General features: G+C 70.6%; 16 protein-coding genes. 8 read left to right on the top strand and 8 right to left on the bottom strand.

Features of this window, described 5'->3' with window-relative positions:
- Positions 1-10 precede the first annotated feature (10 nt).
- The 6 genes from O7599_RS13920 to O7599_RS13895 all read right to left on the bottom strand — a co-directional run bounded on the left by O7599_RS13920 (position 11) and on the right by O7599_RS13895 (position 6,887).
- The gene (locus O7599_RS13920) at positions 11-3,358 is read right to left on the bottom strand and encodes a S8 family serine peptidase (RefSeq protein ID WP_281622475.1); all 3,348 of its coding nucleotides are present in this window, start codon (positions 3,356-3,358) and stop codon (positions 11-13) included.
- A 37-nt stretch (positions 3,359-3,395) separates the two neighbouring features.
- Positions 3,396-4,670, bottom strand: coding sequence for a CU044_5270 family protein (locus O7599_RS13915; protein WP_281622474.1), 1,275 nt, complete (start codon positions 4,668-4,670; stop codon positions 3,396-3,398).
- Entirely contained in the window at positions 4,667-5,326 is a 660-nt protein-coding gene (locus O7599_RS13910) for a sigma-70 family RNA polymerase sigma factor (protein WP_281622473.1), read from the bottom strand. Before O7599_RS13910 ends, O7599_RS13915 begins: the two co-directional genes overlap by 4 nt.
- Before the next feature lie 235 nt (positions 5,327-5,561).
- Positions 5,562-5,786, bottom strand: coding sequence for a DUF397 domain-containing protein (locus tag O7599_RS13905; RefSeq protein WP_281622472.1), 225 nt, complete (start codon positions 5,784-5,786; stop codon positions 5,562-5,564).
- Between the two features lie 16 nt (positions 5,787-5,802).
- Positions 5,803-6,027: a DUF397 domain-containing protein gene (locus O7599_RS13900; RefSeq protein ID WP_281622471.1), complete on the bottom strand. Its 225-nt coding sequence runs from the start codon at positions 6,025-6,027 to the stop codon at positions 5,803-5,805.
- Positions 6,024-6,887 carry a helix-turn-helix transcriptional regulator gene (locus O7599_RS13895; RefSeq protein WP_281622470.1) on the bottom strand — a complete coding sequence of 288 codons (864 nt, stop codon included), beginning with the start codon at positions 6,885-6,887 and terminating at the stop codon, positions 6,024-6,026. Before O7599_RS13895 ends, O7599_RS13900 begins: the two co-directional genes overlap by 4 nt.
- 189 nt (positions 6,888-7,076) lie before the next feature.
- Here O7599_RS13895 and O7599_RS13890 point away from each other — a divergent pair, with 189 nt between their 5' ends.
- The 3 genes from O7599_RS13890 to O7599_RS13880 all read left to right on the top strand — a co-directional run bounded on the left by O7599_RS13890 (position 7,077) and on the right by O7599_RS13880 (position 9,756).
- Positions 7,077-7,913: an ATP-binding protein gene (locus O7599_RS13890; RefSeq protein WP_281622469.1), complete on the top strand. Its 837-nt coding sequence runs from the start codon at positions 7,077-7,079 to the stop codon at positions 7,911-7,913.
- A gap of 26 nt (positions 7,914-7,939) precedes the next feature.
- A complete protein-coding gene (locus tag O7599_RS13885; RefSeq protein ID WP_281622468.1) occupies positions 7,940-8,179 on the top strand; it encodes a hypothetical protein in 240 nt (79 codons plus the stop codon).
- 104 nt (positions 8,180-8,283) lie between these two features.
- Positions 8,284-9,756, top strand: coding sequence for a hypothetical protein (locus tag O7599_RS13880; protein WP_281622467.1), 1,473 nt, complete (start codon positions 8,284-8,286; stop codon positions 9,754-9,756).
- On the opposite strand, the gene O7599_RS13875 is transcribed toward O7599_RS13880, so the two are convergent.
- Positions 9,746-10,267 (bottom strand): NUDIX domain-containing protein, encoded by a 522-nt coding sequence (locus O7599_RS13875; protein ID WP_281622466.1) that lies wholly within the window; start codon positions 10,265-10,267, stop codon positions 9,746-9,748. The two genes, O7599_RS13880 and O7599_RS13875, sit on opposite strands and share 11 nt — an antisense overlap.
- Positions 10,268-10,482: 215 nt before the next feature.
- Between O7599_RS13875 and amcB the strand changes: the two genes are divergently transcribed.
- The 5 genes from amcB to O7599_RS13850 all read left to right on the top strand — a co-directional run bounded on the left by amcB (position 10,483) and on the right by O7599_RS13850 (position 13,479).
- The gene (gene amcB, locus O7599_RS13870) at positions 10,483-11,634 is read left to right on the top strand and encodes a cyclophane-forming radical SAM peptide maturase AmcB (RefSeq protein WP_281622465.1); all 1,152 of its coding nucleotides are present in this window, start codon (positions 10,483-10,485) and stop codon (positions 11,632-11,634) included.
- A complete protein-coding gene (gene amcA / locus O7599_RS13865) occupies positions 11,631-11,822 on the top strand; it encodes a multiple cyclophane-containing RiPP AmcA (RefSeq protein ID WP_281622464.1) in 192 nt (63 codons plus the stop codon). The genes amcB and amcA overlap by 4 nt, the downstream gene beginning before the upstream one ends.
- Before the next feature lie 74 nt (positions 11,823-11,896).
- Positions 11,897-12,583 (top strand): pentapeptide repeat-containing protein, encoded by a 687-nt coding sequence (locus O7599_RS13860; RefSeq protein ID WP_281622463.1) that lies wholly within the window; start codon positions 11,897-11,899, stop codon positions 12,581-12,583.
- A gap of 123 nt (positions 12,584-12,706) precedes the next feature.
- Positions 12,707-13,309, top strand: a complete 603-nt coding sequence (locus tag O7599_RS13855) for a 3'-5' exonuclease (protein WP_281622462.1) — start codon at positions 12,707-12,709, stop codon at positions 13,307-13,309.
- A complete protein-coding gene (locus O7599_RS13850; protein WP_281622461.1) occupies positions 13,306-13,479 on the top strand; it encodes a hypothetical protein in 174 nt (57 codons plus the stop codon). Before O7599_RS13855 ends, O7599_RS13850 begins: the two co-directional genes overlap by 4 nt.
- A 12-nt stretch (positions 13,480-13,491) precedes the next feature.
- Here the strand turns inward: O7599_RS13850 and O7599_RS13845 are convergent, their stop codons facing one another.
- A complete protein-coding gene (locus O7599_RS13845; protein ID WP_281622460.1) occupies positions 13,492-15,231 on the bottom strand; it encodes a phospho-sugar mutase in 1,740 nt (579 codons plus the stop codon).
- Positions 15,232-15,247: the final 16 nt, after the last annotated feature.

Below are 15,247 nucleotides of genomic sequence, written 5' to 3'. Positions count from 1 at the left end.
GTGTGTGCGGTCAGCGTGCCCCGTAGGCGTCGAGGATCGTCTGCGTGACGGTGTTGCCCTGCTTGTCCACCGCCTTCGCCTTGAACGACACGGTCTTCCCGGCGGCCGGGGTGGCCACCGCCACCTCACCGCCCCGGACGGGGACCTTCTTCCAGTGCGCCCCGCGGTCCGTGGAGGCCCACACCGCCAGCGACTTGAGGTTGCCGCCCGCGCCCGAGCCCTGCACGGTCACCGGCACCTGCAGCGTCCGCCCCGCCTCGGCCGTGCTGTCGGGCGCCAGCTCCGGCGCGAAGCGGACCACCGACGCCGGCAGTCTCTCCGGGCCCGCGGTCTCACCCGAGGTGAAGGTCCAGCGGGCGCTCACCTCCGTGCTCGTCCGCGCGACCGTCGGCCGGGTGGTCGTGGCGGTCAGCTCGTACGCGCCCGCGCCGGCCGGCACCCTGAACTCCTGGTAGATCGGCAGGTCGTCCAGCGATGCCACCTCCTCGCCGTCGCGGTACAGCGTCGTCTTCGCGGTGTCGTACGCCGAGAAGCCGGTGTGCTCCCCGCTGTCGAGGTAGATCGGCAGGGTGGTGGAGATCGTGTCCCCGTCACGCTCGATGCCGACGAGCTCGCCCGGCTGCTCCGCCGGCAGGGCCGGGCCGACCACGCCGACGTTGAACGACTGCTCGTAGGTTCGGCCGCCCGCATAGCCGCGTGCCGGGACGCGGTAGCCCATGTCCAACCCGTCGTCCGAGAACTGGGTGAACTCCAGCGTCCACTGGCGGTTGCCGCCGGCGAGCGCGTACAGCGTGCCGGTGTACGGCAGCTCCCTCGTCAGGACGGGGACGGGGCCGAAGGCGAGGTTCGAGAACGGGACGAGATGCCCCTCCTTGCCGGGCACGGAGGAGCCCAGCGTGAACGGGATCTCCGCGAGCTGATCGCGTGCGACGTGGCGGGTCAGGCCCGTCCACATCGTCGTGCGGTCCCTGGTGCCGTAATCGAGCTTGTACCACTTGTCGTCGTTGTGGAAATCTGCCGACAGCCCCTGGTACACCTCGCCCGGCGCGACCTCGGGACCGAGGTGCGCGGTGCGCACGTTCTCGAAGGAGGGCACGTACCAGGCGCTGGGCCACTGGCCTTCGCCGGGCTCGATGTCCATGGTCATGACGCCTCTGCCCGGCACGGCATCCTCGTCGGGCACGGTGATGTCGACCGGCTTCGCCGTGCGGGCGTCGATGGTGATCTCGGTGTCCGCGGTGAGGTCGAGCCGCGGCCTGCTGACCTTGTCCAGGGCGGTGAGCCGGTCGCCGTCGTACTCCGTGACGCCCGCGTCGAGCGAGTAGGGACCCTTCGGCACGCGCACGGTGGCCGTGCCGTTCTCGGGCACCAACTCCTCGAAGACCGTGTAGTACCCCTTGTTGACGCCCGCGAGAAGGGCTTCGCCGTCGGCCGCCGGCTGTCCGTCGCGGCCGAGGAAGTTCACGGTGAGTTCGTACATCGCCTCCTCGCGCTCGACGCCGCCCGCGGTGACGACCCGTTGGCCGTCGCCTGTGCCGGTGACGTGGACGGCGTACATGCCGTTGAGGTCGCCGCCGGGGCGGGTGTCGACGGTCACCGGCACCTCGGCGGTGCCGCCGGCCGGGACCGTGACGGTGTCGGCCCCCAGGGTGAACATCCCCGCGGGCGCCGGGTCGCCGTCGGGCCGCACGCCGGACACCGAGAGGTTCAGCGTGACGTCCTCGTCGCCCAGGTTGCGGTACGTGAGGGACTTGGTCACCGGGTCGTCGTCCTGGTGCGGCCAGAGCTGCTTGCCGAAGTTGAGCGACACCGGCTCCGCCACCACCGTCTGCCCGAGCGCCCGGTCCACGGCGATCAGCCCGGCGCCCTGACCGTACGCGCCCTCACCCGGCGCCGGCTTCGCCGAGCCGACGAGGGCGGCCTTGAGCTGCTGCCCGGTCCAGTCCGGGTGCCGCTGCGCGAGCAGCGCCGCCGCACCGGCGACGTGCGGGGTGGACATGGACGTGCCGTTGATCGTCATGTACCCCTCGGGGTCCTGCCCGACCTCCTGCGCGATGTCGCTGCCCGGCGCCGCCGCCGCGGTGATCCCCACCCCCGGGGCGGTGACGTCCGGCTTGACCGCGTTGTCGACGAGGCGCGGGCCGCGGGACGAGAAGTCCGCCAGCTCGCCCCGGTCGTCCACGGCACCCACGGTCAGCGCCGCGTCCGCGGAGCCGGGTGAGTCGAGGCTGTAGGGGCCGAGCTCGCCGCCGTTGCCGGCGGCGACGGCGAACAGCACGCCCTCGTCGGCGGAGATCCGGTTGACCCCCTCCTCCAGCGGGTCCACGCCGGGGCTCTCCTCGCCGCCCAGGCTGAGGTTGACGATGTCCGCGTCCTGCTCCACCGCCCACTCGAAGCCCGCCAGGATGCCCGACTCGCTGCCGGCGCCCTCGTCGTTGAGCACCTTGCCCGACAGCAGCCGGGCACCGGGCGCGACGCCGGTGAACGCGCCGTCTCCCCCCGGGGAGGCGGCGCCGGTGCCGGCCGCGATCGACGCGACGTGCGTGCCGTGCCCGCGGCGGTCCTCGTCGTCCGCCGCCGAGGAGAAGTTCTCGCTGGCGACGACCTGTCCGGCGAGGTCGGGGTGGGTCTCGTCGACGCCGGTGTCCAGTACGGCGATCTTCACGCCGCTGCCGTCGTAGCCCGCCTCCCACGCCGCCGGGGCGCCGATCTGCGGCACGCTCGTGTCCAGACTGGCGTGGCGCAGGCCGTCCAGCCACACGCGCTCCACGCCCGACTCCACCGCGCGCTGGGGGCCGCGCCCGGGGTCGGTCAGCGTCTCCCACACGCGGGGGGCTGCGCCCCAGCCGGTGGTGAGAGCCTCCGCGTTGAGCCGCGGGAAGCGGTGCTGCACCTCGGTGCCGTCCGCGGCGTGCAGCTTGGTACGGGCCTCGGGTTGATCACCCCGGTAGCCGACGATCAGCTTCAGACCGTCGCGCTGATGCCGCACGTAGTCCTTGCGGGCCTGCAGCGTCACGTCGAACAGCCTCCGGTCCAGCGTGCCGTCCGCGACCAGTCCGGTCGCGTCGCCCGGCACCACGAAGCTGTGGCCGCCGGACTCGTACGCGCGTATATGCATGCCCTCCCGGCCGGGCCCGGGCTCCACGGCCACGGCCCGGCCCTCGCCGTCGACCCGGACCCGGTCCCCGGTGATCAACGTCACCCAGACGCCGGCCTGTTGGGCGTATCCGGGCGAACCGCCGCCGCCATCGGACGACGCCCCGGGCGCCGCGGGCGCCGCCGTCAGCCCCGCGGTCAGCGCCGTCACCGCGGCGGCTGCCACGGCGGCGTACCCCGCCTTCTTCATGCTTGTGCGCACAGTCCCCTCCTCGTGAGGTCGGTCGAAGGCAGGTAGGTCACTGCTGGTCAGGCAGGTCAGGCAGGGCAGGCTTAGGGCAGGGCTTCACCGGCCTGGTGTCCGTCCATTCGGCCTGTTCGACCGCCTCGGCGGAGACGACCGCGCCCGCCTTGTAGTCCTTGAAGCTGCCCGTGGGTTCGACCACCACGGTGTCGGCGGTCAGACCGCGGGAGGTGGCGCTGTCGAAGATGAGCCGGTGCTGCAGCATCGCGCCGCTGTCGGCCCGGCTTTCGAGGGCGGCGGCGGTGCCGGTCCGGCCGGCGACGTCGGTGACGTCGTCGAGCACGGTGATGCCCTCCAGCCCGGCGAGCATCTGGAACGCCGCCCCCCGGACCTCCCCGCTGACCGGCACGTCGAGGAGCAGGTTGCGGGCGGCCTCGAAGAGGAACTCCTCACGCGACCCGGCCCATTTCCTCACCTCGCCGGTGAACCCCCTGAGGAGTTCGTCCGTGAGCGCGTCGGGGTCGGCGGGCAGGGCGTTCAGCTCCTCCAGGCTGAGGGCGCGGCCGCCGAGAATGAAAGGCGCCTCGTCGGTCGTCGGCACGTACACGCGGACGGTGGGCGGGGCGGTGCCCCGGTAAACGTGGAATGCGCTGTTGCCGTCCTCCCCGAGCGGAACCGCCTTGCCGGGCGACGTCATGAACGCCCTCAACCTCTGCGTGTCCGAGTCCATGGTGACGGGAACGGGGTCGGGCGATCCGTCCCTCTGCCACGCGTCGTTGTCGGCGGCGGACGCGGGAGCGAAGGGGATGTTCTTGCCAGAACTGCAGAACTCGCCGGTCTTGGTGTCCGTCGAGTTGGTCTGGCGGACGCCGCCGGCGATCGTGTACCTCTCGGCGCTCTCACTGGCCGCGAACTGCTGCCACAGCTCGTAGTCCACGCTCCAGTACCGGCCGTCCCGCGCGGCGTCCTGGGCCACCGCCGTCTCCGCCGCCGCCAGCAGGACCGAGTCGCCGTCGCCACCGGCCTGCGGGGCCGCCGCGTCGAGGTCCCAATGGGCCGGCTGCGCTGCCGGACCGGAGCCGGCGGTGGCCGAGATGACGAGCAGGACGGTGGCGGTGGCGGTGGCGACCAGGCCGCCGCCGAGGGCGTAGGGCCGCCACCGGGGGCCGCGCGGGGCGGCGGCGGGCGCGGAGGACGCGGTGGGCGCCGTCATGGCCCGGCGCAGCTCGGCCGCGCGGGTCTCGGCGGGCACGGGCAACTCGGGGTCGAAGTCGGCGGGGCGGGCGTCGGCGAGGCGCCGCATCAGCGGCTCCGGGTTCGTGCCGGTCATCGGGGGTCCTCTCCTGCGGTACGGGCGGCGGGGGCGGGGCGGGCGGCACGGGCACCGGGCACGGCGCCGGCTCTGACCGTCGACCGCCGGTCCGGCGCGGGGGGTGCGGGCGGTTCGTGCGGTTCGTGCGGTTCGTGCGGTGCCCCGGCGCGGTGGGCGTCCTGCGCGACGGTCTCGAGGGCCCGGGCGAGCCGCTTGCGGGCGCGGTGCAGCCGTACCCGGAAGGCGACCTGCGTGCAGCCGAGAACCTGGGCGGCAGCACGCTGGTCGAGGCCCTGCCAGGCCATCAGGATCAGCACCTCGCGGTCGTCCGCGTCGAGCGCGGCCAGGGCGCGTAACACCGTCATGCGCTCGGTGACGACGTCGGCGACGTCCTCCGTCTCCCACCCGGCCTGCGGCTCCAGCAACGCCTCCCGCGCCGCCTGCTTCGCGGCCGCGCGGGCCGCGCTGCGCACCTGGATGCGGGCCACACCCAGCAGCCACGGCAGCGGCGGCTCCGGCAGGTCGCGGATGCGCCGCCACGCCACGGCGAAGGTCTCGCTGACGACCTCGTCAGCGCGCTGCCGCCCGGCGTGCGCGGCGGCGTACGCCCACACGCGCTGGCGGCACTCGTCGTATATCGCGGTGAACCGCTCCGCGTCGTCGGGCTCAGTCATGATCCACCATGGGTACCTCCGGCGGCGTGTGGCAGTGCTGTCGCGAGGTAATGGCGCGAACCCGGCGGATTGTTACCGCCCCCGGCCGGATTTTTTTTCGCCCGCCCCCCGCTGCTGGGCGCGGGGTGGTCGCGAGGGCCTGGAAAGCATCGAGACCGGCCCGTTCGAGACCGGTCTCGTAAGGAAGGAAAGACTCCGGCACGTCAGAGCCCCGCGGAGGCCCGGCGACCGGGCGTCAGGGGAGCAGGAGGTCGTTTTGCCCGTTCTGGATGCCGCCGGTGAAGGCCCGGTAGTCGTCTTCGGAGAGGATGAGGATCTGGGCTTCGGGGTTGCCGATGTCCTTGGAGTCGCGTAGCGCGACGACGCCGTCGATGAACGCGACCTCTAGGCAGTTCTGCCCGCCGCTGCTCAAGGCACTCTTGGCCCAGGTGGCGTTGGTGAGGTCGGGGTTTGCGATCATCCGTGGCGTTCCCTTCTCAGGGGAGCAGGAGGTTGTCTTGCCCGTTCTGGATGCCGCCGGTGAAGGCCCGGTAGTCGTCTTCGGAGAGGATGAGGATCTGGGCTTCGGGGTTGCCGACGTCCTTGGAGTCGCGCAGCGCGACGACGCCGTCGACAAACGCGACTTCAAGGCAGTTCGTGCCGCCGTTGCTCATGGCGCTTTTGGCCCAGGTTGCGTTGGTGAGATCGGGCTTTATGATCATGCGTAGCGCTCCTTGAGTACCTTGCCGATGTACTTCCGAGACGCCCGTACGTCCAAGGCTTCGGCTCGGAGGTGGTCGAACCCGCTTTCGTACCGTGCCAGGTGGCCATCTTCCTCCAGGTACAGGGCGGTTGTCATCGGCTCGACCACCGCGACGGGCGGGCCCGCCGAGAAGTGCAGGAGGTGGAACGCGCCGTCCACCCCGGCGTGGGCACCTTGATCGAACGGAAGCACCTGCACATCCACATGCTCGCGCTCCGACACGGTCAGCAGGTGCTCAAGCTGGTCCTTCATCACGGCATCGCCCCCGACACGTCGCATCAGGGCTGCCTCGTCCAGGACACACCACAGATGGAGCGGCTTCTCCCGACTCAGGACGGCCTGCCGCACCATGCGGAGTTGGACGAAGTTCCTGACCTCTCGCTGATGCCGCCAAAATCGACTGCCCTCAACGATCGCGGTCGCGTACGCCTCCGTCTGGAGAAGCCCCGGAACGATGTTGACGAACGTCTCACTTTTCACGGCCATTTCCTCAAGTTGGACGTAGTCCACGAAGGGATCGAGGATGGCGCTCCGGTATTCGTCAAGCAGGTTGCTTCGCTTTCCGCTGTTGGCGAGCTTCGCCAACTCCCTGACCTGCCTGCGGCGATCGTCATCGGTGAGCCCGTAGACATCGAAGAAGGCAAGCACCGACGTGGGCGCCACGCGCTGCTTGCCGTTCTCGATCCGGCTCAACGAGGGCGCACCCGGCAGATCGAGCTGGCTTGCGGCATCCGCCAACGACAGGCCGGTGGCCTTCCGTAGCGATCGCAACTCCAACCCGAGGCGGCGTCGGTGCAGGTTGGGCTGAGCATCGGTCATGGACGTACCTCCCTGGCGCCGCAGACTAGCGCCGCCGGAACTCCGTTGGCCCGGCAATCACTCCTTCGAGTGATGGTTTCCAGAAGTGGCACTTGCGGACAATGTTCCCCCGTGCCACGCTGCCGGTCTCGCTACAGAGCGTGCCGGTCTCGCTACCGGCGATCACCAGGTGAGCGCTGGAGGTACCCCATGAAGGCCACCGCCGAAAACACCGAAGGCCACGCGGCGCGCGCATGGAACGTGACCGCCGAAGCGCAGGCCATCGAGCAGTGGCGCAACGCGGCTGCCGCGGCAACCGCCGAACTGGGCGGTGACGCCGATGCCGTAGCGATTGTCCGGCTGGGAGTCTCGGAACTCTTAAGCAACGTGGCCAAACACGCCGAGGACAAGACCTGTCGACTCACCGTGCGGGTGGAAGAGACGTGGGTCTACGTCCACGTCTACGACACCTCCCGCCAGGCACCCGCACTCACCACCCCCGCCTGGGACGCAGAGAGCGGACGCGGCCTGTGGCTCCTGAACTCGATGGTGACCGACTGGGGTTACGAATGCCGGGCGGACGGCAAAGCCGTGTGGTTCCGCGCCCCGTTGAACGCCACCGCGAAGGAACCGAAACCGGCTCCTTCGCGCGCGGCGGGCGCGCGGCGCGTGAACTTCGCGACGGTGGCCGTCGATGACAACGTCATCTACCTCGGACAGAAGCGACGGATCGTGGCGCTGGTCCAGACCCGCACGGGATACGTCGTGCAATTCGCCGACGCCACGGCGCTGCACGTGGTCTGCCCGCCGGACGTGTGCGAGATCGACGGCTGCACCGTACGTCTCGACGACATCGCGGACGGCGCCTGCTTCTGGTGCGGCACCGCCAGACGCCTGGTCTCGGTGGGCCGCTACGCCACGGCATCCGGAACGTCCCACACGGTCTACGCCTGCACCGGCTGCATCGCGACCCGAGGGCTGGTCCCGCTGGCCTCTCGCGGCGGTGTCGACACGAGAATCCGCTACCGCTCGCGAAGCGCACGCTGAACACCCGAACCACAGACGGGAAATCCATGACCTTGGAAGAGTTGGTCCGCCCCGACCTAGCCCGCCAAGAAGCAGAAGAGGCCGCACGCAACCTGGCTCACCAGGCAGAACGCCTGGGCCTCCCCCTGGCAGACATCGAGATCATCGCCCCCTGCCCCACCTGCCGCCGCACCGCCTACACCATCCGCCTGGGCACCCTAGACCCCGACGAGACCCACCACTTCGCCAACGCCCTACGCGGCCTGCCGCAATCCCATCCGGCTTAGCGCAGGAACACGAGCGCCGCGTTCGACGGTGAACGCGCGTCGGCAATAGACGAGTTGGGTACGGTCCGACCGGCGGCCCGGTCGTTCGGCGGCGGAGGCGAATCATGAAGAGTGCGCACGTGGGGCTCGCGGCCTTCGAGACCAGAGCGGGCGAGGCTGCCCGCACGCTCCTGCAGAACCAGGGGTACGACGGCGGGTGGGGCCTCACCCTGACCTCCGTTTCGTCGATTGTCAACACCAGTGAGGTTCTGCCGATTCTGCGGGTCGCCGGCATCGCCGGACAGCCGGTTCGCCAGGGGCTCGACTTCCTCACCGGCGCCATCCGGGAGCACTCGCGCCCCCGGCCCAACGGCGGTCGTGGTGAGCACACCCGGTTCATCGCCTTCGGCTTGGCCGGACTGCTGTCCCACCCTCGCTTCTTCCACCACAAGGGCGTCGCGGAGACCATGACCTGGTGCGTCGGCTGGCTGGAGGATCACCAAGTCGACCACGGCTGGCCGGAAGTCCTCGGACTCGACGACACCTCGCTGCACCAGACGGCCCTGGTAGTCCACCGTCTTGCCGAGCTCAGAGATGCCCTCAATGCTTTCGGCCCCGGACTCCTCTTACCCGGCGGGGTGGAGACCAGCAGCCTGCTGGAGCGCGTCGAACCGCTGATCGAGCACGGAGTGCACGGCCTGCTCTACCACCGGCGCCCGAGCGGAGCATGGGGGTGGCGTACCTACATCGACACCGATCCGAGCCCGAGCAAGACTGCCCTGTGCCTGCTCGCGCTGTCGACCGTTCGCTCGGGCACCGGGCCCAGTGGCGAGCCCGCCTACCTGGATGAGGTGCGTGAGGCGGGCGGAGTGCACGGCCAGGTGCAGCAGAAGCGACTGGCCGACGTGGTCACCGAAGCTGGCCAGTGGCTGCTGCACAACCACCACCGGTGGGAAGAGTTCGTCGAGGACGACAAGGACGTGCAAGGAACGGCCTGGGAGCATATGGCGTACGCGCTGTGCACCCAGGCCGTCGTCCGGGCCGGTGGGAGTCCCCGTGACCCCCGTCTCGTCAGGGCGTGGAAGCTGATGAACGACCTGTGGGACCCGGAGGCCGGGCTGTGGAACGAGCCGGGCGCCTCGGGCAAGCGCGCCACCATCCGGGCCGCGTATTACACGGTGTCGGCCTACGAGGAAGCGATGCAGCGCCTGATCCGGATGAACCTTACCGACCCTGCCTCCGAGGACGCGAGCGAGGCGTCAGCCGGGATGGACATCGCTCATGTCGCCCTCGGTCCGGGCCGGACCGTTCTCCTCGGGGCACGCGACAGCGAAGGAATCGTGGCGTGTGAGTTGTCGGAGCGCTTGTTCGACGTGGTGAAGGTCGTGTACGACGCTCGCGAGACCGGACTGTCGACCGATCGGATTGCGGCAAAGCTCTATGTCTCCCCGTCCTCGGTGCCCAAGTACGTGCAGCGCCTTAACCGGGCCGTCTCTGCGGCCTTCGGCGGCGGCCCGGCCCGGCTAATCGTGGCCGGCACGGTGGACGGAGCGAGCGGGTACCGCCTCGCGGGGCGGGAGGCGCCGCCTACGACGTGACGCGTTCCTCTGCCACCGGGTAGTTCAGCAGGGCGAATCGTGCCAGGGAGCGGACCTGGTCGAAAGTCTTGAGGGTGTCGAGGTCCTCCAGGCCGAACCAGGCAGCTCCGTGCACCTCTTCGAGCTGCGCCTCCGCAGCCTGTTGCCAGGTGCCCGGCTGCCGTTGGACGTAAAAGAACTGGACCAGCGCCGGCGTCGGGAAGCCTTCGCGCTCGATGTCCACGTAGAACGGCACGGGTTCGGGAGTGGCGTTGTGGTCGGCCGGGTGGATGGCCGGCTGGCTGGAGATCGTCTGCACCAGCAGCCCGGTCTCCTCCTTGAACTCCCGCACCGCCGTGCCTGCAAAGGACTCACCAGGCTCGATATGACCGCCTGGCGGAACCCATTTGTCGAAGCGGTTGTGGTGCACGAGCAGCACTTTGCCACGCTCGACGAGATAGCCCGAGCAGCAGTACACCAGACCCATGTCGCGGGCGGTCTGGCCGTCGTGGATCAGAATCGAGCGAGGCACCCCGCCACGATAGCCCACAGGGAACCACCCGAACTCCCGTGCTGATAAATGGGCTTCAGCGCAATGTCAGCGCCTCCCTGATGACATGTCATCAGGGATGACAGCGCGATGTCATCGCGTATGGGTCACTGCGCGACGGATGGTGGTCGTGTACGCGCCCCGCGGCTCCGGCTCGCGGTCGGCGATGTCCCTGTCCGTCGAGGAGAGGCCCCCTGATGCGTTCTCGCCCGTCCCAGTGGCGTGCCCGGTACCGGGAGCGGTTTGCGGTCCCGCAGACGCTGGTGGTGCAGCCCACGACCTGGTGCAATCTGGACTGCCGGTACTGCTACCTGCCGTTTCGCAAGCTCAAGCAACAGATGTCGACGGAGGTGGCCGAGGCCCTGGCGAGGGCGGTGGCTCAGCTCGACGACAGCGGCCATCCGATCGGCATCGTCTGGCACGGTGGGGAGCCGCTCGCCGTGGGTCAGCAGAAGTTCGCCGCACTGCTCGCGCCGTTCGAGGCCCTGCGGCGGGCGGGCCGAGTCCACCACTATGTGCAGACCAACGCGACGCTCATCACGGAGACGTGGTGCGAACAGCTTGCCGCGTACGACTTCCGCGTCGGGGTGAGCATCGACGGCCCGGCCGACTTGAACGCCGAGCGCGTCGACCTGCGAGGGAAGCCTGCCTTCGACCGGATCCTGCGCGGCATCTCGCGGCTGCGCGAGCACGGCATCCCGTTCTCCGTCATCTCGGTGGTCGGCGCCCTGGGGATCGCGATGCCGGAGGAACTGCTGGAGTTCTTGACCTCCCTGGGCGGCCATACAGTGGGCTTCAACATTGAGGAGATCGAAGGGGCCAACACCGATCGGCAGCCGCCCACCGCAGTCCAGGCCGAGGAGTTCTGGCGCCGCACCCTCACGTGGACCCGCGAGCACCCCGGTGCCCCAGTGGTCCGGGAACTCGAACGCCTCGCCGAGTACCTCCATATGATCCGGTCCGGCCAGAGAGTTGAGTGGGACAGGCGCCGCCTCGACCCCATCCCCACCGTCTCCTGGAAGGGCGACGTGGTCCTGCTCTCCCCAGAACTCGCGGACACGGCAGCACCGGAGTACGGCGACTTCTTGGCCGGCAACATCCTCGACCGTAGCCTGCCCGAGATCCTCCGGGATGCCTACCGGCTGCGCTACGTCCGCGACTTTCTCACCAGCCTGGACCGCTGCCAGGCCGAATGCGAGTTCTTCGACTTCTGCCGCGGTGCCCAGGCCGCCAACCGCTATTTCGAGAACGGCGACCTCACTTCTACCGAGACCAGCTACTGCCGGACCTCCCGGCAGGCCCTGGTCACGGCTCTGTCCACGCTCGCAACCAAGGAGGCCGTTGCATGAAGACCCTGGACCGGCTCGCCACATCCGACACCCTCGTCGTGATGGAGTTGATAGCCGCGCACGACTTTCCGAGCCCGGTGATCGTTGAGGCGACGTGGGACAACCGGCCCACGTGGGACAACTGGGCGAAGACCCCGGCCCCCTTCGACAACCGACCGACCTGGGACAACTGGAACAAGAAGAAGTAGGCCGCCCCGCTGCCGGCACGCCCCGGGCGTGCCGGCAGCACAGGCGACCGAACCCCCGCGCTGAAAGGCTGTTGATGGACACCCGCACGATCCGCCGTACGAGCGTCTCGCTCCCCGCCTTGGACGAGCCGGGGCTCTACCTCTCCCACGTCGCCTCTCTGGAGGGCGGCCGCGGGCGGATGGCGGGGTTCCACTACGCCGATGCCGACCTGCGGGATCTCGACCTGGCGGACACCCACCTGATGGACGGGCGGATCACCGGCCTCAACGTGCAGCGCACCCGCCTGGAGAGGCTCCGTGTCGACTCCGTGGAATTCACCCGATGCGGTCTGTCCTCCCTGCAGTGGAGCGAAAGCAAGATCTCCCGAACCGTCTTCCGGGACTGCAGGCTCATGGGCGCCGCGCTCGAAGACGTGACGCTCGACAACGTTCTGTTCGAGAACTGCAAGTTCGACTACAGCACCTTCGCGCGCATCCGCGCCATCGGCCCGGTGATCTTCGCCAGGTGTTCGCTGCGCGAGACCACCTTCGCCGCCGCCGACCTTGGCGCCGCCCTGATCGATGACTGCGATCTACGACTGACCGAGTTCGACGGCGGGAAGCACCGCGGCCTGGACCTCCGGGGTAACGACCTCGCCCAGCTTCGCGGCCTGGCCTCGCTCAAGCAGATCGTCATCGACCATGCCCAGATACTCCAACTCGCAGAGGCCCTTGCCACCGAGCTGCACGTCACCTTCGGCGAAGACCCCGACGACGAGTAGTCCCCCACCTTCCCCCGGCAGGCACAGACATGGGCGGCAGTCACGCATCGGGCCAGCAAGCCCCGCCACCATCGACGGCGGCCGCGCTCACATCGGCCGGCCGGTTGAGGAGAACATGCAGGCATGAAGTACGAGACATGGCCCCGGCTGTTGGTGGTCGACATCGAAGGGAACGGAGTCACGCCTCCCGACGTGGTCGAAGTGGCTGCCCTGCCGCTGCACAACGGCACGCCGGACACCCGCACGGCCGGGGTCTGGCTCATCCGGCCTCCGGTGCCGGTCACGCCTTTCGCCAGCCGCGTGCACAAACTCACCAACGAGGACCTGAATTCGTGCCCGCCCTGGGAGGAGGTCCGTGAAGAGGTACGGGCCATGCTGACCGGCGCGTGGATCTGCGCCCACAACGCCGGAGTCGACTACCGGGTTCTCGCCCGGCACCTCCCGGGCTGGGAACCCCCGGGCGTCATCGACACCCTGCGCCTGGCGCGGGCAACGTACAAGGAAGCGCCGCGCCACAACCTCGATGCCCTCATCCAGCACACCGGACTCGACCTCGGCCAAGCCCCCGGCCAGCGGCACCGCGCCGCCTTCGACGCCTATGCCACCGCGCTCCTGCTGCTGCGCATGGCCGAGCAGTACCCCACCTGGGAAGCACTCGTGCGAGCCGCTGTCCCTCCCGGCCTTCCCGGAGCGCCCGAGCCCGAACAGGAGCCCACACTGTGGTGATCCCAGCCGAAGACTTCGAAGCCTGGCGGGAGACCGACTACCTCCTGCGCTCCCCGGCCAACGCCCGGCGGCTCAGGGAAGCCGTCGCCCGTGACAAGGCGGATTCCGTCTCCGTCGGGGTGAGCATGGAGGTCTTGGAGAGCCTGGCGGGCACCGAGCGGGATCCGTAAAGCCTCCCGGTGTCAGAAGCCCGCTGCCGCCGAGACGTCTGCCTTCAGCTCCGCCAGGAACTCCGCCGCCGTCGCCCGCGCCGCCGGCAGGCCCGGGTGGGCGTTCGGGACCGGGACCACCACCTCCAGGTAGCACTTCAGCTTCGGTTCGGTGCCGCTCGGGCGGACGATCACCCGGGCCGCCTCCACCCCCCGGGCCCGGTCGCCCGCCAGGGTGTAGCGGAGGCCGTCCGTCGGGGGGAGGTCCCCGGTGCCCGTCGACAGGTCCTCCGCCTGGGTCACCCGCAGGCCCGCCGCCGATGCCGGGGGCGACGCGCGGAGGCGGTGCATCGCGGTGGCGATCACGTCGAGGTCCGCTACGCGGACGGAGAGCTGGTCCGTGGCGTGCAGGCCGTGCTCCACCGCGATGTCGTCCAGCAGGTCCTGCAGCGTGCGGCCCGCCGCCTTCAGCTCCGCGGTCAGTTCGGCGACCAGCAGGGCCGCGGTGATGCCGTCCTTGTCGCGGACGCCGGCGGGGTCGACGCAGTAGCCGAGGGCCTCCTCGTAGGCGTAGCGCAGGTTCTCGACGCGGGCCAGCCACTTGAAGCCGGTCAGCGTCTCCTCGTACGGCAGGCGCGCGGCCCGCGCGATCCGGCCCATGAGGGAGGAGGAGACGATGGACGCCGCGAAGGTGCCCGTGGCCCCTTTGCGTACGAGGTGCGTGGCCAGCAGGGCGCCGACCTCGTCGCCGCGCAGCATCCGCCAGCCCGCGTCCGCGCCCCCGTCCGCGCCCCCGCCCCCGTCCGCCTGCGCCGCCGGCACGGCCACCGCGCAGCGGTCCGCGTCGGGGTCGTTGGCGATGATCACGTCCACCGCAGAACCCGCAGAGGCCGCCGTCGCGAACGCCAGGTCCATCGCCCCCGGCTCCTCCGGGTTGGGGAACGCGACGGTCGGGAAGTCCGGGTCCGGCTCCGCCTGCGCCGCGACCGGCACCGGGGGCGGGAAGCCGGCGCGGGCGAAGGCGGCGGCCAGCATGGCGGAGCCGACGCCGTGCAGGGCGGTGTGCACCGTACGGACGTCCCGGGGGCCGCCCGCGGTGACGACCGTGGCGGCCCGGTCGAGGTACGCCTCCACGACGTCCTCGCCCAGCACCTCCCAGCCGCCCTCCGGGCGGGGCACGTCCGCGAGCGGGCCCACCGCCTCGATGGCGGCGGCGATCGCGGCGTCCGCGGGCGGGACGATCTGCGAGCCGCCGCCCAGGTAGACCTTGTAGCCGTTGTCGCGCGGCGGGTTGTGGCTCGCGGTGACGGTGACCCCGGCGACCGCGCCGAGGTGGCGGATCGCGAAGGCCAGCACCGGCGTCGGCAGCGGGCGGGGCAGGACGACGGCCCGGAAGCCGGCGCCGGCCATGACGGCGGCGGTGTCCTCGGCGAAGGCGTGGCTCTTGTGCCGGGCGTCGTAGCCGACGACGACCAGGCCGCCGCCCGCGCCCTGCCCCTTCAGGTACGCGGCCAGCCCGGCGGCGGCGCGGATGACGACGGCCCGGTTCATCCGCATCGGCCCCGCGCCCAGCTCACCGCGGAGCCCGGCGGTGCCGAACTGCAGCGTGCCGGCGAAGCGGTCCGCGAGGGCCGCGGTGTCGTCCGCCCGCAGCAGGGCCGCCAGCTCGGCGCGGGTGTCGGGGTCGGGGTCCTCCGCCAGCCACGTCCTGGCCCGGGCGGCGAGCCCGGCGGCGTCCCCGGACCCAGCGGTCCCAGCAGCGTCTGTCTTCACCGGTTGCCGTCCTCCG

This window comes from Streptomyces sp. WMMC500 (genome assembly GCF_027497195.1).
In the GTDB taxonomy this organism is placed as follows: Bacteria; Actinomycetota; Actinomycetes; order Streptomycetales; family Streptomycetaceae; genus Streptomyces.
Note: the sequence above shows the minus strand (reverse complement) of the source record. Positions and strands in the feature narration are given on the sequence as shown.

Bases quoted from the DNA above. Each gene is read 5' to 3' on its own strand.
- O7599_RS13880 (WP_281622467.1), top strand. From the start codon at position 8,284: ATGAAGAGTGCGCACGTGGGGCTCGCGGCCTTCGAGACCAGAGCGGGC.
- O7599_RS13900 (WP_281622471.1), bottom strand. From the start codon at position 6,027: ATGATCATAAAGCCCGATCTCACCAACGCAACCTGGGCCAAAAGCGCC.
- O7599_RS13860 (WP_281622463.1), top strand. From the start codon at position 11,897: ATGGACACCCGCACGATCCGCCGTACGAGCGTCTCGCTCCCCGCCTTG.
- O7599_RS13885 (WP_281622468.1), top strand. From the start codon at position 7,940: ATGACCTTGGAAGAGTTGGTCCGCCCCGACCTAGCCCGCCAAGAAGCA.
- amcB (WP_281622465.1), top strand. From the start codon at position 10,483: ATGCGTTCTCGCCCGTCCCAGTGGCGTGCCCGGTACCGGGAGCGGTTT.
- amcA (WP_281622464.1), top strand. From the start codon at position 11,631: ATGAAGACCCTGGACCGGCTCGCCACATCCGACACCCTCGTCGTGATG.
- O7599_RS13910 (WP_281622473.1), bottom strand. From the start codon at position 5,326: ATGACTGAGCCCGACGACGCGGAGCGGTTCACCGCGATATACGACGAG.
- O7599_RS13915 (WP_281622474.1), bottom strand. From the start codon at position 4,670: ATGACCGGCACGAACCCGGAGCCGCTGATGCGGCGCCTCGCCGACGCC.
- O7599_RS13890 (WP_281622469.1), top strand. From the start codon at position 7,077: ATGAAGGCCACCGCCGAAAACACCGAAGGCCACGCGGCGCGCGCATGG.
- O7599_RS13855 (WP_281622462.1), top strand. From the start codon at position 12,707: ATGAAGTACGAGACATGGCCCCGGCTGTTGGTGGTCGACATCGAAGGG.
- O7599_RS13905 (WP_281622472.1), bottom strand. From the start codon at position 5,786: ATGATCGCAAACCCCGACCTCACCAACGCCACCTGGGCCAAGAGTGCC.
- O7599_RS13895 (WP_281622470.1), bottom strand. From the start codon at position 6,887: ATGACCGATGCTCAGCCCAACCTGCACCGACGCCGCCTCGGGTTGGAG.